Origin of the sequence: Terriglobus sp. (assembly GCF_965201105.1) — a bacterium.
Classification (GTDB): domain Bacteria; phylum Acidobacteriota; class Terriglobia; order Terriglobales; family Acidobacteriaceae; genus Terriglobus.
The window spans coordinates 3,650,655-3,672,716 of record NZ_OZ241741.1; the positions used below are offsets into that span (position 1 = coordinate 3,650,655).

General features: G+C 60.5%; 20 protein-coding genes. 3 read left to right on the forward strand and 17 right to left on the reverse strand.

Going from position 1 to position 22,062, the window contains the following annotated elements; all coding sequences use genetic code 11:
- Window positions 1-14 precede the first annotated feature (14 nt).
- The 3 genes from ACOFKT_RS16055 to ACOFKT_RS16065 all read right to left on the reverse strand — a co-directional run bounded on the left by ACOFKT_RS16055 (window position 15) and on the right by ACOFKT_RS16065 (window position 3,459).
- Window positions 15-1,586: a VWA domain-containing protein gene (locus tag ACOFKT_RS16055; protein WP_419804992.1), complete on the reverse strand. Its 1,572-nt coding sequence runs from the start codon at window positions 1,584-1,586 to the stop codon at window positions 15-17.
- A gap of 168 nt (window positions 1,587-1,754) precedes the next feature.
- Entirely contained in the window at window positions 1,755-2,303 is a 549-nt protein-coding gene (locus tag ACOFKT_RS16060) for a hypothetical protein (protein ID WP_419804993.1), read from the reverse strand.
- Window positions 2,304-2,478: 175 nt separating this feature from the next.
- A complete protein-coding gene (locus ACOFKT_RS16065; protein WP_419804994.1) occupies window positions 2,479-3,459 on the reverse strand; it encodes a transaldolase in 981 nt (326 codons plus the stop codon).
- A gap of 287 nt (window positions 3,460-3,746) precedes the next feature.
- Here ACOFKT_RS16065 and ACOFKT_RS16070 point away from each other — a divergent pair, with 287 nt between their 5' ends.
- Window positions 3,747-5,225, forward strand: coding sequence for a hypothetical protein (locus ACOFKT_RS16070; protein WP_419804995.1), 1,479 nt, complete (start codon window positions 3,747-3,749; stop codon window positions 5,223-5,225).
- 53 nt (window positions 5,226-5,278) lie between these two features.
- Here ACOFKT_RS16070 and ACOFKT_RS16075 read toward each other — a convergent pair whose 3' ends face one another.
- Window positions 5,279-6,397, reverse strand: coding sequence for a fibronectin type III domain-containing protein (locus tag ACOFKT_RS16075; RefSeq protein WP_419804996.1), 1,119 nt, complete (start codon window positions 6,395-6,397; stop codon window positions 5,279-5,281).
- A gap of 231 nt (window positions 6,398-6,628) precedes the next feature.
- Here ACOFKT_RS16075 and ACOFKT_RS16080 point away from each other — a divergent pair, with 231 nt between their 5' ends.
- On the forward strand, window positions 6,629-7,444 hold the full coding sequence (locus ACOFKT_RS16080) for a helix-turn-helix domain-containing protein (protein WP_419804997.1): 816 nt from the start codon (window positions 6,629-6,631) through the stop codon (window positions 7,442-7,444).
- 202 nt (window positions 7,445-7,646) lie between these two features.
- Here ACOFKT_RS16080 and ACOFKT_RS16085 read toward each other — a convergent pair whose 3' ends face one another.
- The 12 genes from ACOFKT_RS16085 to ACOFKT_RS16140 form a co-directional block, all read right to left on the reverse strand.
- Entirely contained in the window at window positions 7,647-10,814 is a 3,168-nt protein-coding gene (locus tag ACOFKT_RS16085; RefSeq protein WP_419804998.1) for a helicase-related protein, read from the reverse strand.
- Entirely contained in the window at window positions 10,811-11,557 is a 747-nt protein-coding gene (locus ACOFKT_RS16090) for a hypothetical protein (protein ID WP_419804999.1), read from the reverse strand. The genes ACOFKT_RS16085 and ACOFKT_RS16090 overlap by 4 nt, the downstream gene beginning before the upstream one ends.
- Window positions 11,458-12,564 (reverse strand): hypothetical protein, encoded by a 1,107-nt coding sequence (locus ACOFKT_RS16095; RefSeq protein WP_419805000.1) that lies wholly within the window; start codon window positions 12,562-12,564, stop codon window positions 11,458-11,460. The genes ACOFKT_RS16090 and ACOFKT_RS16095 overlap by 100 nt, the downstream gene beginning before the upstream one ends.
- Window positions 12,549-13,841 (reverse strand): DUF1156 domain-containing protein, encoded by a 1,293-nt coding sequence (locus ACOFKT_RS16100; protein WP_419805001.1) that lies wholly within the window; start codon window positions 13,839-13,841, stop codon window positions 12,549-12,551. The genes ACOFKT_RS16095 and ACOFKT_RS16100 overlap by 16 nt, the downstream gene beginning before the upstream one ends.
- A gap of 43 nt (window positions 13,842-13,884) precedes the next feature.
- Window positions 13,885-14,418, reverse strand: a complete 534-nt coding sequence (locus ACOFKT_RS16105) for a DUF7680 family protein (protein WP_419805002.1) — start codon at window positions 14,416-14,418, stop codon at window positions 13,885-13,887.
- 14 nt (window positions 14,419-14,432) lie between these two features.
- The gene (locus ACOFKT_RS16110; protein WP_419805003.1) at window positions 14,433-14,882 is read right to left on the reverse strand and encodes a hypothetical protein; all 450 of its coding nucleotides are present in this window, start codon (window positions 14,880-14,882) and stop codon (window positions 14,433-14,435) included.
- 80 nt (window positions 14,883-14,962) lie between these two features.
- On the reverse strand, window positions 14,963-15,355 hold the full coding sequence (locus ACOFKT_RS16115) for a hypothetical protein (protein ID WP_419805004.1): 393 nt from the start codon (window positions 15,353-15,355) through the stop codon (window positions 14,963-14,965).
- Window positions 15,348-17,504, reverse strand: a complete 2,157-nt coding sequence (locus tag ACOFKT_RS16120; protein WP_419805005.1) for an ATP-binding protein — start codon at window positions 17,502-17,504, stop codon at window positions 15,348-15,350. The genes ACOFKT_RS16115 and ACOFKT_RS16120 overlap by 8 nt, the downstream gene beginning before the upstream one ends.
- Window positions 17,505-17,757: 253 nt before the next feature.
- A complete protein-coding gene (locus tag ACOFKT_RS16125) occupies window positions 17,758-18,048 on the reverse strand; it encodes a hypothetical protein (protein ID WP_419805006.1) in 291 nt (96 codons plus the stop codon).
- Window positions 18,045-18,362 (reverse strand): hypothetical protein, encoded by a 318-nt coding sequence (locus tag ACOFKT_RS16130; RefSeq protein WP_419805007.1) that lies wholly within the window; start codon window positions 18,360-18,362, stop codon window positions 18,045-18,047. The genes ACOFKT_RS16125 and ACOFKT_RS16130 overlap by 4 nt, the downstream gene beginning before the upstream one ends.
- 48 nt (window positions 18,363-18,410) lie before the next feature.
- Window positions 18,411-18,830 carry a hypothetical protein gene (locus ACOFKT_RS16135; RefSeq protein WP_419805008.1) on the reverse strand — a complete coding sequence of 140 codons (420 nt, stop codon included), beginning with the start codon at window positions 18,828-18,830 and terminating at the stop codon, window positions 18,411-18,413.
- A 67-nt stretch (window positions 18,831-18,897) separates the two neighbouring features.
- Entirely contained in the window at window positions 18,898-19,437 is a 540-nt protein-coding gene (locus tag ACOFKT_RS16140) for a 5' nucleotidase, NT5C type (RefSeq protein ID WP_419805009.1), read from the reverse strand.
- Window positions 19,438-19,512: 75 nt separating this feature from the next.
- Here ACOFKT_RS16140 and ACOFKT_RS16145 point away from each other — a divergent pair, with 75 nt between their 5' ends.
- Entirely contained in the window at window positions 19,513-21,168 is a 1,656-nt protein-coding gene (locus ACOFKT_RS16145) for a DHA2 family efflux MFS transporter permease subunit (protein ID WP_419805010.1), read from the forward strand.
- 81 nt (window positions 21,169-21,249) lie between these two features.
- On the opposite strand, the gene ACOFKT_RS16150 is transcribed toward ACOFKT_RS16145, so the two are convergent.
- Window positions 21,250-21,852 (reverse strand): PEP-CTERM sorting domain-containing protein, encoded by a 603-nt coding sequence (locus ACOFKT_RS16150; RefSeq protein ID WP_419805011.1) that lies wholly within the window; start codon window positions 21,850-21,852, stop codon window positions 21,250-21,252.
- Window positions 21,853-22,062 lie beyond the last annotated feature (210 nt).

The window sequence follows — 22,062 nt, forward strand, 5'->3', positions numbered from 1 at the left end:
GCAGCGCGACAAGGCTACGGTGCCGCGGGTGCCGTAATGGGTGCCGCTTCCGAAGTTGGCGGAACCACGGCCGGCGGCAATGACGCCAGCAGCCGTGTTTGCAACAACACATTCCCCGTACGCTGCGAGTCGCGGTCGCGCGCCACAACCAGCAGGTATTTGGCTCCTTTCGGAAGGGTCAGTTCCTGCCGGGTAGCAACGCGCTGCCCTTTGTCACTTGCCTGCTGAAATTGCACGTCGCTCAAAGCGGTGTCCAGCTGCTGCACTTTGCCGCTGCGCACCTTGCCGCTCGCGTCATACGCATAGGTGGCGACCAGCAGCTTGCTGCTCCACACGCCTTGCGCATGCTCCTGTTTCAACTCCGCCAGGGCCATGCTGAAATCGACCGTTATGTGTTGCGGATCGTCGTGCGCCAGGAGCCGTACCTGGAACACAAGCGGCACATTCGAAGCGGCGTCCGCCGTCTTCACACCGCCGCGCAGCAGGCGGCTTCGCGGCGGCTCACCCGCTGCTCCGGTGTAGGTGGCCAGGTACCCCATGCGGTACGAAACCGTGTACCCACCATCCACCTGCACTGTCACCTGGTGAAAGCTCTGGTCCATGCGATACGCCGCCGGCGAGTACGACAAGCTGTAGGCCGACCTGCCCACATCGATCGCCTCGCCGATCTCGTCGGAAAGGTTGTTCAGCATGTATGCGCGGCCGCCTGTTGCCGCAGCCAGTGCATGCATCTGGCTGCGTGCATCGGATACATTTGCCGCCACGGTAAATGCAAAGGTTGCAGGCAGCACGCCCCGCACATCCACCGGAAACACGGAAACTCGCGCCTCCGCCAACGCCTCCTGCACCTGGTGGATCTCGTGCTCCCGCACAGAAATGTCAGGCTGCGGACCGGCTTCGCTCCCATCCGCGGGCGGCACCGGAACCAGCGGAAACTGCCCGGCGAACCACATCACGTTCTTGCGGCCCTGCGTCTGTTGCAGAAACGCCGCCACGGTCATCAACTGGTTCAGTGCCGATTGAAACCGGCTGTCAATCGCGTGGTTCTGCACCGGCAGTGTTTCTGCAATTGCGCGGGACAGGGCAGCCCGGTCCGTCGTCGCGGTCAGCACCGGAATGATTCGGCCAGAGCGGACCGCGAACAGTGCTACCGGTAGGTCGGCCGGCATGCCCGCCACGCTCTTTTTCAACTCCTGCCCCAGAAACATCTGGTCGGCCAGTTCCATGTCGTCGGTGTCGATCAGCAGCACCTCGGTCGTGGCTGCCGCACCATAGCCCGTATCGCTACGAAAGGTGCCCGCCGGCAGCGACTCCACCGCAACAGACGACGGCACCTGCGGCGAACCCTCTTGAAAGTTGCGCACCTGCTGCGGTCGCCCATTGTCCAGAATGTGGAATGACGACGCCTGCAGCCCATGTACCGGATTGCCATGCGCATCCATCACCAGCACGTCCTCAATCACCAGGCGGCTTTGCACCCGCAACGTCGGCGCATCCGCGGCGCCTTCATCTTGCGCGGGCAAACTCGAAGCGCCGCACAGCGAAACAGCAAGCGTCAGCAAACCGGACCACTGCAAGAGCGTCATCGGACCTCCTCGCCACCGCCACACACGCGTCCTTCCGAACGCACACCCCGCGCGGCGCATCCGAAGTTTTGCAGACGCGAGCAATCCTTGTCCAAGCCGATTGCGCAGCCAACCGCCTCATCGACCCGGCCCTAAGATGCCTCATCCTATGCGGCATCTCCGCTGCGCCTAACCGATACGAGGCACCTTGCGCAGCAAGAGCCGTTCCAGCCAGCCACCCTGGTCTGCGCTCAACGCCCGCAGCGGCACGCTCACCGTGTCGCCGTCACAGGTCAACAGCGTAAGCACACGTCGCCCGGTGCGCAGCCCCTGCACCTCAGACCACGCGCGCACCTGCTGCTCCGGCGAAGTATGCGCGCCCGGTGCAGCCCGCCACCCAAGCTCGTGCACCGTCACCTGTTGCTCGCCCTCAGGCACTGCGGGCAAGCCGCGGAAACGATCGTGGCGGCGCGTCACCGCAAGCGCCATCGCAACGCACGCGCACAGCGCGCCCACCAGCAGCAGCACCGGCAAAAAGCTGTCCTCCAGGACGGCCTCGCGGCTAGGACGGAGCGAGCGTGCCAGCTCGCCCACGCCGCCCATCGCCATCAATCCAAGGATCAGATAGCCCATCGGCACGGGACCGGCTGTCCGGTCCAGCATCGTCGTCGAAAGCAGGTAAGCCTCGCGCCACTCCTTCCGTTGCCATGTGAACCGTACGACCATACCCGCGGCCATCCCCCTCACATGCTCTATCGGCACACGTGGCGAATGCATGCTGCCCTGAAACGCAACAGTCCTCTATGCGAAACGCAACAGTCCTCCACGCAAAAAGAGGCTCAGCCAATGGCCGAACCTCTTCATCTGTCCGTTCGCAACCGGTCCTGCTTCGCAGAAGCAGCTTCGGCAAAGCCTACTTCCCGAGCTCCTTCACACGCTTCGCCAGCAGCTCTTCCAACTCCTCCAACGCCTTTGAGAAGCCTTCAATGCCTTCCTTCAGCTTGTCATGCGCCATGCGATCCTCGGCATGCATCTTCTCAAACTTGTCCTTGTCCATCGGGATCTTCTCGATCTCCATGGACTTCGCCTTCTCCGGGTCCAGCTTGCGCGGCAGTTCACCCTCACCCGAGTTCAGCTCTTCCAGCAGCTTTGGGCTAATGGTCAGCAGGTCGCAACCGGCAAGCTCTTTGATCTCGCCGATGTTGCGGAAGCTCGCACCCATCACAACCGTCTTGTAGCCGAACTTCTTGTAGTAGTTGTAGATCTTCGTCACCGACTCCACGCCGGGGTCTTCCGCACCCTGGTAGTCCTTGCCCGTATCCTTCTTGTACCAGTCCAGAATGCGGCCCACGAACGGTGAAATCAGCGTGACCTTGGCCTCCGCGCACGCCACCGCCTGGTGCACGCCAAACAGCAGCGTCAGGTTGCAGTGAATGCCTTCTTCTTCCAGGTCCTTCGCCGCTTGAATGCCTTCCCACGTCGACGCGATCTTGATCAGGATGCGCTTGCGGTCCACGCCCGCGTCCTCGTACTGCTTGATGATCTCGTGCGCCTGCTCCTTCGTCTTTTCCTTGTCAAAGGACATGCGCGCGTCCACTTCGGTGGAAACGCGGCCCGGCACAATGTCCAGGATCTTGCGGCCAAACGCCACGGCCAGCGTCTTGAACGCGGCCGCCGCCACGACCTTGTCGTCCGAGTTCGCGCCGGCCTTGTCCTTGGCCTCTTTCAGCACATCGTTCACAATGTCGCTGTACTCGGGCATGTTTGCCGCTGCCGTAATCAGCGACGGGTTCGTGGTCGCGTCCGTCGGCTTGAACTTCTCCATCGACTTCATGTCGCCCGTGTCGGCAACCACGGTGGTGTACTGCTTCAACTTGTCGAGCAAGGTAGCCATGTCGTTCTCCTACGATCTATTCCATGGTAACGCTCCGGGCCCGGCGCTACCTGCGGCAAAGAGGCTTAGAGACCGGCCCCTGGCAAACTCCGATGTGCCCCATCCCAAACGACAAGTATGTTAGGAACATGCTCGCGAAGATGACCCGGCAAGGCAGGCTTGCTGTCCTGCTTACGTGCTGTTTGACGCCGCTTCTTGCCACTTCCGCTGCCTTGCTCCACTTGCATTCCTCCTGGGACGATGGCGCCATCACAGCCGCATTTGCCCGAACCTTCCACCAGACGGGAATGATTGCGCTCACACCCACCTCCGAGCAGGTGGAAGGCACATCGTCCCTGCTCTGGATGCTTGTGCTGGCTGCCGGTGCGAGGTTCTTCCGCTCACCGGATGCTCTGCTGGCCTGGTCCAAAATCGCCGCCGGGCTCGCCTTCGGTCTATCGCTGTACTGTTTCGCGAGGCTGGCAAAGCGTTTTCTCCCCCTTTCCTATGCGGCGGTTGCCGTACTTCTGCTCGCGCTCAACGAAGCTCCGTTCCTCGAAACCCTCAACGGCATGGAAATGAACCTCTACATGCTGCTCACGTTGGCACTCGCACTGGCGCTCATCGACGCGTACCGTCCGCAGACCGGCAAACATGCCTTCGTCTCCTGGTCTGGCGCGGTACTTCTCTCCTGCGCCTTGCTGCTCGTCCGCCTGGAAGCGCCATACCTGCTCTTTTTTCTGTACGGCGGCGTGTGGTTCACCTTTCGCAAGGCGAAGTCGATCTCGCTGCTTGCTCTCGCCAACGTTCTCTTCTTCGCCGGGGTGGAGGCCTGGCGCTTCCACCGCTTCCATAGCTGGCTGCCAAACACTATTCTGGCAAAACGCTGGCCGCCCTACACGCCCCTCACCTTGCAGGGGAAACTCTTCAGCCGCACCGATGCCACCGCCGAAATCTTCACGATTCTGGCCATTCCCATCTGCTTCGCCGCAGCTTTTTGGCTGGTCCGAAAGTTGGAACGGCAGACCGCAACGCCGCCAATCGATAAGGGACTCCGTCCCATCTTCCTCTCGATGACCCTGGGCGCGCTTGGCGTCGGCCTGGCGTTGGGCCAGAACTGGGGACATCCGGGACGCATGGTTCTCGCCTTCGTACCTTTCCTGATCCTGGCCCTGGTTTCCGCGATGCAGTCGCTCAGCAGCGCTCTGTCCCTGAACACGCGCCGCGTCATGGCCGTCATCGTTCTGTGCCAACTCGCGCTATGGCCGGTGCAGGTATGGCGGGCCGTCGACGGGCAAAGCATCTCCTACGCCGCGGTCGAGCAAACCGGCCTGGCCGCGGATGCGGTACGCCTCAGCCTGCACCGCGAAACCCTCTCCGCGTTCATCCCGGACGTGGGCGCCTCCTCGCTCTGCTGTCAACACCTGACCGTGATGGACTCCGCGCTGCTGGCGAATGCCTACCTCGCCAGGCGCGGCTACAGCGCGGTGCCAACCTTCGTGCAGAACAACCACCCGGACCTGATCGAAACGCACGGCCCCTGGGCGCGGGAGGGCCGCTTCTACCGCGACCATGCCCTGGATGGGTACGGTCTGATTCAGGTCCTTGGGAAATATTTCTTCCTTCGCAATGACCTTTACGCCGACCTGAAGCATGCCGGCGGCGCGGTTGTGCTCCCCTCCTGCGTCACTCCTGCCGACATCGCCGGCATGCGCGCGGAAGACGTCTACTTCCTCACAAGCAGGAAAGAATGCATTCGCCTGAATCCCTCGCCCGCCCCCAGGTGATCGAAGAGTATGCGTCAACACGACCTGGCCTAGCGAAGCCCACACGGCACCCGTCACGGCTGCGGGGCAACCTCGGTCGTGCTTGACCTGGCACTCTCATTGCCGGCCCGGTCCACCGCCGTGACCGCGTAACGAACTCGCGTGCCAGGGTGAAGACCCGTGCTGGCGGTGTCCTGAAACGACACCCCCGCGACCGGTGACGCTGTCACGCGCACGAAACCACCCGTGTCGGTAGCCCGGTACACAAAATAACCGGTCACGTCAGGTTCGCTGTTCGGCTCCCATGACAGGCTGACCGAGGCCCCGCCGTTTTCCGTCACAAGTGCCAGGGCGAGCAGGCCAAGCGGCGCCGCCGGGGCAAACACATCCGCCGATCGCGTCACCGTCACCTCTGCCGATGCTCCCCGCAGCGACAGTGCCTGCCCATCGACAACGATCTCGCGTTGCCGGTACACCCGGTACGAAACGCTGGCACCCACCGCCGGCGAAGAGTCGATCGCCCCACCCGGCTCATGCGGCGCGGGCAGCACCTGCAGCAGCCGCGGCGAACTTCCGGCCGCGCTGCCTCCGCGCGTCGCCCGCCCGTTCGCTGCGGCTCGGTTCCCCGGCGCTGCGGCGGTCCCCGTCGCCTCCACGCGAATCGGCTCACGCGCATCTGGCACAGCGTTCCAGGTAAGTTGAACACCCTGCGCCACCGTCACTGCGGCCAGCCCGGTCAGCGCGGCGGGTGCCGCTCCAGCCGCCGACAGGGCATCGCGCGACAAACCCGCGTCGCGTCCGGCCGCATTCTCCACCCGCACCCGGTATGCCAGCGCGCGCGCAACACCCACGGTCAGCGCGGGCGGCAGCGTGTCCGTCGCCGCCACCACCTGCCCTGGCGTCACCGCCATGCGGGCAATCCCCTGGCACGCGGCGCCTTGCATGCGGCAAACGACCGCCGTCAGCGGCAGCGGCACTCCCTTGTGCTCCAGGGCTTGGTGGTCTGTCGTTTCCTCAGGCACCGTAAAGTGCAGTTCCACCGCGTCCCCAACGCGCTGCGCCGCCAAATCCCGGACGGACGCAGGCAGGTGCAGCGACGGCGGCCGCGGAACGCCAGGACTGGCGCAACCCGTCAGAAGCGTCAGGGCACAAAGCCCGGCCGCACCGAAGCCATGAATCTGACTGAGCTGCATGGGCCGGCGCACCCCACCGAGCCTACCATCGCTGCCGCCCGCTCCCGTCCTGTACCGTGCACGGGTCCGTTCTGCGCCATTTCGGAATGGCCGAATCTGGCGCATCGCAAGCTAAAAATCTTTGCGCTTTCCTCAATCTGAATGAGAGGGTCCAACCGTACATCTTTCGACGGTATAGAAACATCTGTTTGGCTGCTGCACACGGAGCCAAGCCATAAGGAGAGCCAACCGGTGCTCGAAACGAAACAAATCTCTTTGGTAAAGACCTCGGAAGCCGACGTGCAACCGATCGCGGAGATCACTCCCGAGCGCATGGCCGACAACACCGACGTCGTTGCAAACGCGGCAGGCGAGGCCGCAGAAACCTTTATCTCGGAAAAGCGCCTGGGCGAGCGCATCAAGGCGCTCCGGCTCAAAAAGTCGATGGGCCTCGTCGAGCTTGGCCGCCACACCGGCCTGTCCGCCAGCTTCCTCTCACAGCTCGAGACCGGACGCGTCGTCCCCACCCTGCGCAACCTGGCCCGCATCGCCATCGTGTTCTCAAAGGACCTGAGCTACTTCTTTGAACCCGAGCCAAAGACCCTCTTCCGCGTTCATCGGAGCCATGAACGGGTCCGCCTGCCGCAAACCGGCACCGACGAGCCTTCCTACTTCTTCGAGTCGCTCGGCTACATGGTTCCCGACCGGCAACTCGACCCCTACTACATCGAGTTCCTGCCCGGCGTAAAGCCGCGCCGCGCCCACCAGCACCCCGGCCACGAGTTTCTCTACCTGGTCGAGGGCGAACTCGACGTGCAACACGGCGCCGCCGTCCACGCCCTGCAGGCCGGGGATGCCGCCTATTTCGACGCGGGCGTGGCGCACAGCTACATCTGCCGCGGCGACCAGCCCGCAAAAACCCTGCTCGTCACCCTGCAGTCCAACGGCTCCGGCGTGCAACACCAGAACGGCGGCACCAACGGCCAGCGCATCCGCCCCACCACCAGCACACCCCCAGACGGCAACGGCCAACGCCCCCGCCCCGAACCCATGGCAAAAGCCTCCTAGTATCGCGTCTTAAATCGAGTTCCGTCCGATGAACAATGAAGTCCTGTCCGATAAATCACGGCGCGATCAACAACTTGTCATTTCGACCGGAGCACGCGCGCTCTTTGCGCGTGCGCAGCGGAGAAACCTGCATTTCTGCCGCGCACCCGCGCTCAAGGAGCTGCGCAAGGGAACTCCCGGATCCCGATAGAGAGAAAGCGCCTCAGATTCCCTTAAAAGGGTTGAGAAGAGTGGTATCCGCAGAGAGTTCGTGATCTTCCCAAGGGAATAAGGGATTTCCTGGGGACCAGAGCTCTACGTCCTCGAGGTGGTCATCGAAGTAGTCGGGTTTCACGGTGATGCGAGCTGGGGCGTTCATGCCAGCAGCCTGGTAGAACGCCTCTTTGTCCGAGCGGGTATCGATGCGTACCTCCGGGATCAGCACAGAATGCTTGTTGATTATGCCTCCGAGATCGCCAAGATCGTACAAGGGCTGCACGTGCATGCCATCCGGCGGATCGGCCGCTAAGAGCGCATCGAGGTCAAACGTAGCCTGTTCCGCTTGCGCGGCACCACGTTCAATGTCTTCGACTAGGATGTCTGCCGATACCTCAGCCTTGGTGGTCAGGATAGCTCTCGTAATCTGTCCAGCAACTTGAGAAAGGATCGGCTGCAGTTTGCCAACTACATCACCGAACAGCTTGATTCTTTCTCTTAGAACTTTGTAAACAGCGGATTCAACTGTGTCTTCATAATGCAAGTTGACGATTCTGATCCTGGGAAAGCGCTGTCCTAGTCTGTCGATGCGGCCTATGCGTTGTTCCACGCGCATAGGGTTCCACGGCAGGTCGTAGTTCACCAAGGCACCGCAGAACTGAAAGTTCAAGCCCTCTGCCGCAGCATCCGTACACAAGAGAATGTCGGCTTCACCTCGCGCAAACCGGCGACGGACATCGTCTCGCGTGATCTTGCTCCACCGGCCGTCACCTACGGGGACTTCGCCGCCCCTTCCGGAGAAACACAGGATCTTCAAGTCTGTCGATCTAACGAGTTCATCGCGAACGAAATCCAGAGTGTCCGTAAACTGAGTGAAGACCATCGTCTGGCGATAGCCAGCATCGCGCAGCCCTGCCAACACCTTTCGAAGAGCCTGCAGCTTGGTGTCTTCAGGCAGAGCTTCTATCTGCCGCAAGAGGTCCTCGACTGCTGATCGATCATCCAGAATCAGCGCGGCTCGCTCCAACTCGCTCATCTCCTCCGTCTCGCCCTGATCGTCGGCAATGTCGTCATCCGGGAGGTCCTCCTCTGTGAAAAGGGAACCGGACACCTCGGCTTGCAACAGGGTTTCTCGTCGCTTGGCAAGTGTTTGTGTCAACGCGTAGAAGCTGCTTGCGAGCCGCTTGCGATAAATCGTCATTACGAAACCGACAGTGCTCTGCTGTTCCGGGGAGGCTTGGTTGTACGTATTCCGTATGTACTCCTCGACCTGGTCGTAGGCGGCCCTTTCATCCGGTGTCATCTCGAGAAAAACGTCCTCTACGTCCCGATTCGCAATGCTGGCGGTCATCTGACCGGTTTTGAAATAGTGCCGCAGCAGTTCGCGTGTGTTGCGCGAAATCAACCTTCCGACCGGAGAGGTGTGCCTCAACAGCTTCAGAATGAGCTGTCTATCTGTCGAGCTAAGCGCACGCCGGTCTGCAGTGGCTTCATCACGAAGAATACGGAGCAATCTCTTGGCCGTGAGGCCGCTTACATTCAGGCGACGTGCAATCTCGTCGCGAGAATATGCGCCGTATGTCTGCTCCATGGCTCTGAACATGCCGGCGAGCTCTTCGACATCCTCATGCGACGGCATAGCCTTTGAAAGGCGGTCGTGGAAGGAAAGGAATGCGCCCTCTGTCCAGGCCTGCGGCAATCCGAGTAAGTTAAGCAGGTCCCACACTTCTACCGGATGGACCTGCATGGGCGTCGCAGTGAGCAGAATCAGTCCCCCTGCTTTGCTCTTCAGGCGCCGCATAAGCTTCAGCAGCGAGTTGACTCCATGCTCTCGCGGTGAACCGGGAGACTTCCTGCGAGCATGGTGAGCCTCATCAAGGATTACGAGGTCCCAATCCTCCGCACCCAGCAGTTCCTCCGCACGGTCCCTGCGCCTCATCAGTTGACTAGAGGCGAGCACGATAGGCTCCTTGTGCCACTCGCCGGGGGACACTTGACGCTCTGAGTGGTCACGCAGGGCAGGGGAGGGATACCAGCAGAGGCATTGCCCATCGTAGATGGGCCAGTTGAGATTGAACTTGTTACGAAGCTCGATCTGCCACTGCTTCAAAACTGCCTTCGGAGCGAGGATCAGAATACGTTTGGCCCTCCCAGAGAGCCACGCTTGGCGAAGCAGCAATCCAGCTTGGATGGTTTTGCCCAGTCCTACCTCATCGGCAATCAGAAGCCTGGGTGGCCAATTCCGGTACATCCGTTGGAATGCCTTTGCCTGGTGAGGCCAAGCCTGGACAGCGGCTGTGGCTTCGCCTATGCGTTCAGCTCCAGGCTCGTCCAGTGCAGGGGCATGGCGAATAAAGTTCCATACGAGGCGCCGGCGTTCCTCTGCAGATAGCTCGGTTTCGACGGGGTCCGTAGTCCCTTCCTCCTGGAAGGGGCCGTCGATAGCACGTTCACCGCGGTTGACACTCTGGAGCCGAGCAGGCTCATCGCTTTCTGGCATAAAGCGCAGCAGATCGTCGCGCAAGGCCGCTGGCACATCCATCGTCAGCAGATGCGGTGAGTTCCCGGACCAGATTCTGGCGAAGTTTGCGTCCTCAGCATCAACGCGCTTATCTTCACCATCCCACGACCGGAACACATTGATGCTTTCCCAGTTCTCTTGCCAGCCGTACACGGTCTCATTCAAACTGCCGTTCCAGGCCAGGCGGTGTCCGGCCTTATCCTCGACGATCCCTGCTTTTTCGTGGAAAATCCCGTTGCTGGCGATCGGCTTACGGTTGGCCCCGCAAGGAACCGCAACCTTTACTTCCAAAATGCCCTTGGCTACCATCCAGGCCAGAAGCTCAAGCGCATCTTTCGCCTCGGGCGTCTCCGGCTGTAAAGGCATGTTTCCGAGATGGGCTTCAACCGTCTTCCGGAGCGCCTCGCCGCGTTCGATCGCCTCCACCTCCGGTTGCTTCAAGGTGCAGCCTACGATCAGGCGCATGTGGCCATCATTGCGAATCAGGCCTTCGATCCCTCGCGCGGCAAGGGTCAGTGCCGTCGCGGAGAAATAGCCGGTTGAACGGTCATAGCGACTTGCGGCCTTGAGCGCAGGCGTATAGAACAGCCGAACGAGATCGCCATCTGCCGGTGTGTACTTTATTTCCCATTGCGTATCGGGCAGAAGACTCATAGGGGTGTGGCAGCGCCTTCCAGTTCTTGATCGATTGCAGATTCAGAGAGCTCCGGCAGGAGAGCCAGCTTCAGCTGTTCGGGCTCCTGGACATGTTCTGTGAAGGCCAGCTTACGGAGGTTCTCCAGTGCCTCAAAGTCGCTGCTGGCCCCCTCTGCATTCTTCGGCACATCTACCTTCGTGAAGCTCTTGGAAACAGGGAGCACTTCAAGGACGGCCTGCAGCGCCGTATGAAAGGCTGGGCTGTCAAGCAATCCATTTCGCTCCAGAATCTCGCGGGCAGCCTCGGTATTTTTCGTCCGCACCGTGTACGCGGCGAAGTGAAGCGCGTCAACCATTGCCCGTGAGCCGTCCGCTGGCGGCAGCGTTTTAGCGGCTCGTTCCTTGCTGTCGAGCAGCGTGATGTCACTGGCCTTTTTCTTTGCAAGGTGGCCAAGGATGTCGCGCTCCAGATCAACTCCCACGGCGCGCGCTAGCCGCAAGGCTTCGTCGTATGGAAACGTGGCCGCCTTAAACGCGTCCCACGCGAGCACAAACCACGCGGTAACAGGATCCATGTCGGTCAGGGCCTTTTTATGGGTCAACTGCTCTAGCCGCCACTGCTTCACCTCGCGTCTGGCAGCGGTCAGTGCGTCTTCCGGCGTTACGGCGTAGGGATCGACCTCTTCTGCAAACAGATCAGCTTGCTTCTTGCGCTTCTTCGTCTCTTCTTCGGGTCGTGGAGTGCCGCGCTGCAGTGGCAATATTCAGAGAACTTTTCAAGTGCCGGTCCAAAGCTGGCGAGGTACAGGTCCACTTCCGCAATGCCGGCCTCCTGGAACTCGCCGACGCGTTGACGAACGGCTTTGGCGACCTCGCGCTCCACATCTTCCCAATAGTGGATCTCGCTGTCTGGAGCGCGTTCTTCGCGCGGACGGCAGACGAGCAGGATCGTGCTGTTCGCGGCTGATTTGTCCTTGATGTGGAGACTGCCTTCGGCTTCGGTGTTTACCGGCCAGGAAGCTGTGATGACGAAACCGGCCGCCATCAGGCCCTTGGTCAAGGCATCCCACGCGCCCGTCGCCTTGTGGGTGAACATCAGGGTCAGGATGCCGTCTTTCTTCAGCACGCGACGGCACTCGGTGAAGATCAAGGCCATGCGCTCCTGGTAATCGCGTCCGGCTAGCGCCTTGGCACCTTTCTGGCCTTTGAAACGGGCTGGATTGGCAACCGCTTCGTGCTCCTTATCGGTCAGGTCGCGACGGAATAGGGTGGCCATCTCGCGGTCGATGTAACCCGCCGTGCGCTTCAGCCAGACGTAGAAGAAGTCCGACAGCTCGGCGTACATGACGTTGTCGTAGTAGGGCGGGTCCATCACGACCGCATCCACCGTGCCATCCGCGATATGGTCCAGCTGATCGCCGCTTGTGCAGGTGATCGTGATCGGAGGCGGAACATAGGCCAGCGGCTCCGGTGTGGCGTCCGTGGAGGCAGGGAAGGGAAGGCCGACTATTTTGCGCTGTTTCAGCGCGGCGTTCTTCTTATCGTCTGGTCGAACCAAATGTGCCAGTTCGCCGATGCATTTCTCCGTCTGACCAATGGCCCAGTCATAGCCAAGGCCAGTGACCAGTGCTGCCATCTCCACGTACGACCACTTGAAAGCAAAGTCGTGCCGGTCGAACGTGCCAGCTACGACCGCTCGTGTGGAATGCCAATGCGTCAGGCGGGAGTTGTAGTCGCGTAGCTTGTCCAGACTCAGCGCGAGATACACATAGCGGCTTTACGGATGTCCGTGAGCTTACCGGCAGCACGGTCCTCTTCCAGCATGGCTCGGTAGACCTCCACGCTGGTGCCGTGGCAGAGGAGCTGGCGCGGCGAGAACATATCCCGCCACAACGGCATGCCATATTGCAACGGTCGGTCATCGTTCGTGCCTTCTGGGAAGGGCTCGGTTGGAACGAGATCGTTTGCCTCCCATTCAGGCAGCTTCTCGGCAAGGCGAGCATGGATGGCGGCGCTGTTATCGTCCTCGGGACGGGGCGCACGGTAGCCCCGCTCCCACTTGATCTTTACCTTCCCGTTCTTCTGCGGCACTTCAATGCGGCGCTTGAAGACGACGGTGTAAAGCTGCTCGCCCATATCGCCGGCCTGGGCCTGCCGCTTGATCTCGTCACCATCGACCACGCGGCGGCAATCGGGAAACGGGCAGGTTGCATCCCCATCGCTCACCGTGCCACCGGCATGTTCCGCAGCCTCATAGACGATCTCGAACCGGCACACCCGCCCCGCCGAGCCCGGCCCAGCGCCCTTCTGGGGCAGGAGGGCGACACTCGTTCCATCCGAAGCCAACCGCCAGTTGGGCGAGAGCGGAATCCATCCATCACAGTGCGGACACTGGATTGTGCGGGCGTAGAGGTATGTCAGATCTATCTGATCGGGAGCGTCAGCCTGCAGAAAGACGCCTGAGAGGGCGACCTCGATTGATTCACGCCATGTGAGGGCCAACCCTTTAAACTCGTCCGCGATCGCAGCACCGAACGTCGCAGGATACTGAACGGTGGCAATAAGCAGGAGTGCTGCTACGGGATTGAGATCATTGGCGTAGGTCGGCAGTCCAAGTCGGACGGCTTCAAACGGTATGCTGCCCCCTCCAGCCGTGCAATCCAGAACTTGTTTAGCAGCGGCTCCCGATACCTCTTCTGCGATCCATTTCTTTTGTGCGGCCGCCGGCACATAGGCGAAGGCACGAGAATAGCCATACGGATCCTTCACCCTCTCCTTTGTCCGTATTGCTTCAGCGATCAGCTTTTTAGCGCCGACTGGATCGCCATGTACGCCGAGCGTTTGTAGGAATTCGAAGTGATCGCTGCTGGACGGCAAGAGGGATACCAGGATCGCAGCTCGTGAACAGACCAGCGGTCTTCTAGCCCACCAGACATGCAGTCGATTGGGTGCTGGGAACGGCGTCATGGGCGTTCGTTCCCGAAGACTCTCAATGCCTATCTCAGCAATCGGCAACCATCGTTCAATCAGCCGCTTCTCGCCCACATCTCTCCATCGTTCTGCCTGCTCTGCGGCGGCGAAGTTAAGCCTACTTCTGGTTAGGGTCTGTCAATAGATAGCGCAGCGCCGTCAGCACCCGGCGCGGGTTCCTCCGATGCATCGCCATGCTAAGCCAATACGCCGCCTCATCCCGGTGCATCGCCTCAATGCCCTCGGCAACCGCGCGCATCCGCGAACGGTCACGCATCGGCGCGAGCACCCGGCAAAGCAAGCCAACGGTCAGCGCCAGGTCCTCGGGAATGATGTACGCCCGCGTCCCAAACTTGCTGACCGCATGCTCCTTGCCCGCAACGGCACGGAGCGGCGGTTGTAGTGAGTTCACGCGCAGTCCGGCCTTCTGCATTTGCTTGAAAATCCGATGCTCGACCAGCTCCAACGCGTCACCCGCGAGTCCAGCAACCCGGGCGGGCACTCGCAGATGAGGCGTGGCCGCCGCCGGCATCTGCCAAATTTCCAGCTCGCTCTTCGCAAAGCTGCGATACCTGATCCGCAGCTCATATTGGGGGGCAGAGGAGGGCGTTTCGACCAGCCTGAGACGAGGAATCCGTGAACTTTGAGCCATAGTATCGTCTGCTCCTAAACTGCGTTCGCTGTTGCCGTTACAAATGCTGCCCCGACTGCCTGCTGGGTCAGCCTTTCGATCACCTTTTCAGGCGCGTCGCTTCCAAGCATAAGTCCATCCTTGAAGCTGAGGGTGAAGTTCGCCACGCACTCCTTTTCGGTCGAGGCCCGAAACTGGGAGGTAAGAAAATCTTTCACCGGCAGCGCATCCTTGATCGCGCCACGGAAGTCGAACTCGAACTCCCCTCCGGTTTCGGTTGCGTAATGCCCCTTAAAGGCGACCTTGGTTGTGGCTCCTTGGACGCCTCCTGCGACCGAGAGCAGGCGCGAGGCGTCCAGCAACTCGGTTAGACGGATATTGAGTGACGCCACCCTGGTCGCTCCCCCCGACCGTGCCTTTTCCAGCAGAACGACCCTCAACGCCTCGCGGAGTGGACCCTCATGCTTGTATCTGCCGTTAAACATCCCTGGAGTTTCGGGCAGATCCCCGCCCGGTTCTCCAAATGCTGAACCCAATGGAGTAGCGGAAAGCGGGATTGGATTGGCTATCGGGCCGCCACCCTGGCCGCCTCCCGAGGGCGACAGAACTGTAGGGGAGGTGGGGTAGCGGGAACCACGGGCCAGATCCCATGCTCTTTGGCATAGGACATGGTGTAGACAAAGGCGTCTTCGCTGATCGTGATGCTGGTTTGGGGATCGCCCGGACCAAGCAGGAGCTCGCGGTATTGATAGATGTACTCACTGCGGGTGACACCATCCCGAATGCCCTTGGTGAAGACTGCATCGCCAATGAGCATGGGCAGACCGGCATCGCGGCGGAACTCTCCGCGAAGATCCAGCGTGCTGATCTGCCGCTTCCGCAGAGGAGTCCGATCCCGGACCAGTGTCGGAGCATCGGGCAGGTCGTCTGGGAGCCGGAGCTTGCCAAGGTCACGCAACGCGCGAATGATGGCCCGTTGCCCATCCAGCTGCTCCGAGCTGGTGATCTCGATTGCAGTGTGGGCCAGGTCCGATCCCTCCGAAAGCTTCTGGCGAGAGGGGTAGAAAATGTGACGATAGCAGTGCTGAATCGCCTGATTGGCCTCTGGAGCAGATTTTCCGGTTCCACTCCCTGAGCTTCTCCTGCTGGTGCGGAGCCATGTCCTTGGACCGCTCCGGCAGCACGAGTTCCTGCAGAGCAAGAGCGCGGGCGATTGACCTCTTCATGTCAGCGAGGCGGCCCTCGTCAGCGACCACGAAAACGACATTGTTGAGCAGCTTTCGGAATCCCCGCTCGTCGCTGCCAACATGTTTGTGAATGCGCGCGACAAGCTCCGGTGTCTGGTCGACAATGCCCCCGATGGAAACACTATCGTAAGAGAGAAGCACCAGGACTGGCTTGCCTCCGCCCACCTCATCTGGCACCTCTCCTGCTGTCCCCGGGAACAACATCAGCTCAAATTCACCGAAGATGTAGGTCGTTTTAATGCGGCCGTTAAGCTCTGCCCGGATGGAACCGGGGTCGGCAAGTTGAATCTGGCGCTCGACGATCTGGGTGAGGTTCGCCTCTGTCAGAAACCGGAGTGGAGCTCCCGGGCGATCGTCCAGGTAAGCGGATTTCTCCTGGAAGCGCTTTTTAGCATCCTCGACGAAGCCGATCTCAAGTGCCGGAGCGAGCACACTGAAGCGCAATTCATCTGGCGCAATCCCCTGCAGAGTCGTAGGGAAGGCAATGGAATGAACAAAGATGGTTCGCGCGACGTAGCTGGCGTACGGCGGCAGACCTTTATAGTTGGTGCGGTCAATCTCCTGAGCCAGCGCTGTCTTGCCGCGGTCGCCCGCGATATCGTTGGAGATGGTTGGTGTGTACAGACTCTGCTGAAGGCGTGTGACGAATTCCTGCCGGATAGGTTCGAAGCCTGGGTCAATGTGATGGAGGTGGATCGCGGTGGCATCGACCGGCTGGTTTCGCCAGAGCTCGGACACGGTTCGTGCCAACAGTCGCAGCATCCCTCGAACGCGCTGGAAGTTTGCGACTGTAGCCGTCTTTCCCGTCAGAGTAGCCAAAACTTCGGGGTGGAGAGGGTACGAAGCACGGAACGTGTCCACGGTCTCAGGACTCACCGCATCACTGGGGAGAGACTCGCGATTCGTCTGCCACAGAGAGAGGTATGCCTGGACGACCTGCTCGGCAGCTGCCGAGTCAACCGACTCGAAAAGTCTTCTCTTCAAGACCTGCACTGTCTCGTCGTCTTCGGTGGGGTTTAGGATGGTCGCTTTGCGAGCGGAAACACTCTCCAGTTCAGCCATTTGCTGCGCAATGAACTGATTCTCTGCTCCATAGGCGTCCGACGCCTTGCCGTCTTTGCCAACGGCCAAGGTGTATACAAGAGCAGCGTTTGGTGAGCTTTCCACAGCCTTGAAGATCGCTGTCAGAAAGGCGGTTAGCTGCTCTTTTGCGTTGGGAATATTTCCGACTTTTCGGAGGTAAACGGACAGTTCGTCGAGCAAGATGAGCGTTGGCCGATTGTCAAACAGCTCACGCAGGGTGCCTGCGCCTGGAGCAACTCGCGCGACATCACTGGGCTTGACCAACTCATATCCAGCTTTGCCTTGCAGCTGATAGGCCAACTCCCCCCAGGGAGTAAAGGCCCGCAGACCGGGTTCCATCGCTCTACCGTTGGCAGGGTCTGCATTTTCTCCGTCGAAAGCCGCAATCTGAACCTGGCTTGACGGCAGGTCTTCGCGTGCAACAAACTCTTCGATGGCGGGTATGTGCTGTCCTGCTTTTGCTGCATGGATCAATGCAATCAGGCCATGCGTTTTGCCGCCTCCGTAGGAGGTGTCGAGGCGAAAAATGGACGCAACCCCGCTTCCGCGACTCAGTCGACCGCAAACGTTCGTGAGTAGGTTCTTTAATCCTCGCGTGGGATACGTGTTGGCAAAGAAGAGGGACGGGTCGCGATACCCAATGGGAGCATCCCCGCGTAAAACCATCGACAGGTCTGCTGCGAAATCAGCATCGGCCATGGTGCCCGAGCGAACATCTTCTTTAGGCTTACAAGAAGCAAAGATCAAAGGGAGGCCGGCGTTCTCAGAAGTGGGCATGATTAGAGTCGTCACAAATTTTAACTGTAGAGCCATCACACCCGCGAAAGCGGGCGGCCTGGAATCCGCCCACGTTTAGAGTTGGGCGGCCTCCCGAGCCGTTACAGCGACTCGGAAGCCCGCTTATTCCGCAATCGTTCTTCTCGTCCTGGTCGGAACACTGAAGCCGTAGCGCACAACCCTGGTCGAGATCGGCCGGCAAGCACGGTACGCGGCCTGACAGCCGGCACATAGGACCATTTGTCGGTACCAACTACTCACTGCGGCTATGGGGCGGGAGTCGGCCTGGAACGGGATGCCCCTGGCCAACGCTCCCACGGTCGTCGAACTCACACGAATAAAGACGTTTGGTAGGAAGACGCCGCCATGCTCCCGCCTCAAAGGAAAGCTCCACTAACTCGGCATCTGCGATGGCCGGACTCCCTTGCCCCCAGAACTTCCGCATCTTGTCCAGCTCCGGCAGACCGGTGTCGATCACCAGTGATCGGACGGCCTGAATGAACTGCCCCTGGCTGAACACGTAGACCAAGGCATCTTCCGTCATGGTTTCCAGTCGGTCTGAAGCTGCCTGTGCCCTTTCGAGCAATGCGCTGACGCCCTCGGCTCCCTCGCCGTCGCAAACTTCGGATCGGCATCACCCCAATACTTCTCGATCACGGGCATCCGTTCGGAGCTGCGGGTGCCGTTCCAGCGGCTCGGCTTGAAGTAGGTGAACTCCTGGATGGCCAAACCCTCGACCGGCACGGCTGGAGACCGTTCGATGATCGCCGCCGCCGTCTGCTGGGTGCAGAGATAGGGCGAAGTCACGGTTAGGCTGGGCATTTTGTTCAGCCGGCCGCCACTTCCCTGCTCTGCCACCAGGTCCCCTCCTCGGCCTTTGGATAATCCGTCACCGGCGACCCATCGCTACTGCATACGCCCTCCAACCCGCGACCCATCGCTACCACCTGCGTCCCTCTGCTCGACCCGGTGCGGGAGGTGTGTCTTCTTCTCTGCGTCGGTTTTGCGTTTGTTGGCTGCCTCCACCTCGCGCACGAACTCTACGTTCGGGTACAGGTCAAAGATCACGTCTAGGAGTTTGCCTCGCGGCCCTGGCACATCCTCTCGCTTGTACGACATCAGCACACCGCGCTCCGTTAGCTCGGCGAAGGCGGTCTCCAGTGCGTCCACACCGTCACGGCTGCGCTTGTAACCATCAAGCAATCCACTGTCCCGCTTAATTGTGCTCAGACGCATTTCAAAGCGCTTGGACATCTCGGCAAACGTGTTCTTTAGAACGAGTTGTTTGTGGAGCCACCGGGCAAGCTGGGTGCTATGGCTCATCATCAGGCCATCGTTGTATTGCCGCTCCGCAGAAAACCAACCTGCTGGACCGCTGCTTCACTCTACCGTTTTACCCAAAGAACAGCCGCTCCACCGCCATCCAATCCGCCACCCGGGTCCAGCCGTTCGCATCGGCATCCACCTGCAAATTGTGCGGCGACGAGAACAACAGCCCCTGGCCGGTGAATGCCCGAAGCTGGCGCGGATTGTCATCGATCAGAAAATCCGCGTGCAGGATTGACTTGGTCCCGCAAAACACATAATTCGACTGCGACAAAAACGGAAAGTGCCGCTTCAGCCACCGGTATTTTGCATTGAACGAGTGCGGCACCTCCATCGCCGCGGAGGCGATAAACACATCGTGCGTGCCGCACATCCGTTCAATCACCCTTGCCGCCTCCGGCATCAACGGCAGGTCCCCAAAAAAGTCGGGCTCATCCAGAAACGCCGCAAGCTGGTCATGCCGGTCGCTCGGCACCACCTGCCACAGCCATTTGCCTTGCAAATCCGCCGTGCTCAGGTGTTCCCCGAAACACTCGTTGTAGCGGGCAATATGCGCCGAAACCGTGTCGGCCATCACCTCATCCATGTCGATCGCAACTACAGCCATCGTTTCGCAGGTTAGCAGAGCGGCGAGCGGGAAGTTTTTGCGTCCAGCCGCCCGGCATCTCTGTCCAATACGGGAATGGCATCCACAGCAGTCCAGGAAACTGGCCAGTCGGAACAGGTGCTGGCCGCGACCAACATCCCATGGAAACCCAAGCACAACCCCTGGCTGGTCGCGCTCACAGTTACGCTCGCCACGTTTATGGAGGTGCTCGACACCTCCATCGCCAACGTGGCGCTGCCGCACATTGCCGGCTCGCTCGGCGCCTCGCAGGACGAAGCCACCTGGGTCATCACCAGCTACCTGGTCGCCAATGCCATCATCCTGCCCGCCTCGGCCTACCTGACTACCTTCGTCGGCCGCAAAAAGTTCTACATGACCTGCGTGGTCATCTTTGGCATCGCCAGCGCCATGTGCGGCTTCGCGCCCAGCCTGCCGATCCTGATCGTCTTCCGGCTCATTCAGGGCGCCGGCGGTGGCGGCCTGGGCCCCAGCGAACAGGCCATCCTGGCCGACACGTTTGAACCGAGACAACGCGGCCAGGCGTTCGCACTCTACGGCCTCGCCGTGGTCGCCGCGCCGGCCATCGGCCCAACCCTGGGCGGCTGGATCACCGACAACTACGACTGGCGATGGATCTTCTTCATCAACGTCCCCATCGCCATCCTGTCACTCATCCTGACCACCCGCATGGTTGAGGACCCGCCCCACATCGTCGCGGAGGTCGCCGAAAGCAAGCGCAACGGCCTCCGGCTCGACTACTTCGGCTTCGCCTTGCTCGCGATCGGCTTCGGCTCGCTGGAGTTTGTGCTCGACAAAGGCCAGGAAGATGACTGGTTCGGCTCGCACATCATCACCTTCTTCATGGTGGCGTGCGCGGTTGCACTGGTCAGCCTCATCGTCTGGTCCCTGCTCTCCCTCCGGCGCGGCGACCGGCCCATCCTGAACCTGACGCTGTTCAAGCAGAAGTCGTTCGCGGTGTCGTTCGTTCTTCTCTTTGTGCTCGGCTTCTCGCTCTACGCGACTACCGTGCTGATTCCGCAGTATGTGCAGACCCTGCTGGGCTATACGGCCGAACTGGCCGGCCTGGTCATCTCGCCCGGCGGCGTGACCATCATGCTCATGATGCCAATCGTCGGCATTCTCATCGGCAAGGTCGACCCGCGCATAATGATCACCTTCGGCTTCACCTGCCTGGCCGCGTCCCTTCTGCTCATGCACCAGGAGATGGCCCTCGACTCCAGCTTCAAAACCATCATGTGGCTGCGCATCATCCAGTCCATCTCGCTCGCGTTCCTGTTCATTCCCATCAACACCACCGCGTACAACGGCATACCTCGATCGCAAAACAACGACGTCAGCGGCCTGATGAACCTGGCCCGCAACATCGGCGGATCCGTCGGCACCGCCTTTGTCGCGACCATGCTGGCCCGGCGCGCACAGGCACATCAGAACTACTTGGTCGGCCACCTCACAAGCGGCAACAACGCCTACCAGAACCGCATCAACTCCCTGGCTGCATTTCTGCAGAGCGGCAGCGGAGCCGGCAGCGGCAATCATGCCGACGCACTGGCGGCCGCGCAAGCCAATATCTACAACATGCTTCACAGCCAGTCGCAGATGCTCGCCTACCTCGACATCATCGCGGTACTCACCGTCTTCTGCGCCTGCATGATCCCCCTGGTATGGCTGGTTCCCCGGCCCAAGGGCGGTGGCGACGCCCCTGCTCACTAAAGTCCCGTACGCGTTCTGCCGAAAAAGAAAAGGACCGCTTGCTGCGGTCCTTTTCTTGCGTTCCATCGAGATAGCGTACCGTTACGCCATCCGCATCTTGCGCCGCATCGCTGCCGCTGCGCTCAGGGCGCCGGTGCCCAATAGCATCAACGAGGACGGTTCCGGGGTCACCGCAGTTCCCTGGAGCGTTCCCGCGTAGTCTGCCGCCGCGGGCCCTGCACCGTTCCGGTCTACCAGCGTGATCGTGTTGACACCTTCACGAAAGTAGCTCGGCAGCAGATTGATCGTGATCGGCGAATAGAACGCCGCATAGTCGCTGTCTGAAAAAATCTCGACATCGTTTATCAGAATCGAGACCTGGTCGTCTGCCATGAACGACAAGGTTCCGCTGTAGCTCTCGCCAGGCAACAGCGTGAACTGATCGGAGTAATTAGTGATGCTGACCTGGCTATCGCCGCCGTTTGCGTCCGTGGAAACCCATTGGCTTCCACTCACGGGATTGGCGTAGGCCACGTTCTGGTAGCCAGCCGCTGGGCCCGTCAGGCCGTCTCCGGTGCCGTGACCGGAAACCTGGGTGAATGTGGTGACGCCTGGCTGCGTTGCGAACGTAATGGTGTCCGCGCGGGCAATGGTGACAAACGCAGAGGCAGACAGGGAGAAGAGTGCAAGTAAAGTAAAGCGCATGGTTATCCTTTGGTTTCGCATTCCTTCGCGAATATCAACAAAGTAGAACGACTTCTACGCTTCAGCAATACAACAACGGTCCCTTTTCGACCGCTCTGAAGTAACTGTGAGTAACTGCCTGGGATAAGTTCGCGTCCTGCTTCCCATTTCGGGAAGCATTGCCACGTTTCAAGGCACTTGCGGCAAAAAGACAGCCATCTTTCCACCACC

Excerpts from the sequence above, each read along its gene's own strand:
- ACOFKT_RS16055 (WP_419804992.1), bottom strand. The coding sequence starts at position 1,586 with ATGACGCTCTTGCAGTGGTCCGGTTTGCTGACGCTTGCTGTTTCGCTG.
- ACOFKT_RS16060 (WP_419804993.1), bottom strand. The coding sequence starts at position 2,303 with ATGGCCGCGGGTATGGTCGTACGGTTCACATGGCAACGGAAGGAGTGG.
- ACOFKT_RS16065 (WP_419804994.1), bottom strand. The coding sequence starts at position 3,459 with ATGGCTACCTTGCTCGACAAGTTGAAGCAGTACACCACCGTGGTTGCC.
- ACOFKT_RS16070 (WP_419804995.1), top strand. The coding sequence starts at position 3,747 with ATGATTGCGCTCACACCCACCTCCGAGCAGGTGGAAGGCACATCGTCC.
- ACOFKT_RS16075 (WP_419804996.1), bottom strand. The coding sequence starts at position 6,397 with ATGCAGCTCAGTCAGATTCATGGCTTCGGTGCGGCCGGGCTTTGTGCC.
- ACOFKT_RS16085 (WP_419804998.1), bottom strand. The coding sequence starts at position 10,814 with ATGAGTCTTCTGCCCGATACGCAATGGGAAATAAAGTACACACCGGCA.
- ACOFKT_RS16105 (WP_419805002.1), bottom strand. The coding sequence starts at position 14,418 with ATGGCTCAAAGTTCACGGATTCCTCGTCTCAGGCTGGTCGAAACGCCC.
- ACOFKT_RS16110 (WP_419805003.1), bottom strand. The coding sequence starts at position 14,882 with ATGTTTAACGGCAGATACAAGCATGAGGGTCCACTCCGCGAGGCGTTG.
- ACOFKT_RS16120 (WP_419805005.1), bottom strand. The coding sequence starts at position 17,504 with ATGCCCACTTCTGAGAACGCCGGCCTCCCTTTGATCTTTGCTTCTTGT.
- ACOFKT_RS16125 (WP_419805006.1), bottom strand. The coding sequence starts at position 18,048 with ATGACGGAAGATGCCTTGGTCTACGTGTTCAGCCAGGGGCAGTTCATT.
- ACOFKT_RS16135 (WP_419805008.1), bottom strand. The coding sequence starts at position 18,830 with ATGATGAGCCATAGCACCCAGCTTGCCCGGTGGCTCCACAAACAACTC.
- ACOFKT_RS16140 (WP_419805009.1), bottom strand. The coding sequence starts at position 19,437 with ATGGCTGTAGTTGCGATCGACATGGATGAGGTGATGGCCGACACGGTT.
- ACOFKT_RS16145 (WP_419805010.1), top strand. The coding sequence starts at position 19,513 with ATGGCATCCACAGCAGTCCAGGAAACTGGCCAGTCGGAACAGGTGCTG.
- ACOFKT_RS16150 (WP_419805011.1), bottom strand. The coding sequence starts at position 21,852 with ATGCGCTTTACTTTACTTGCACTCTTCTCCCTGTCTGCCTCTGCGTTT.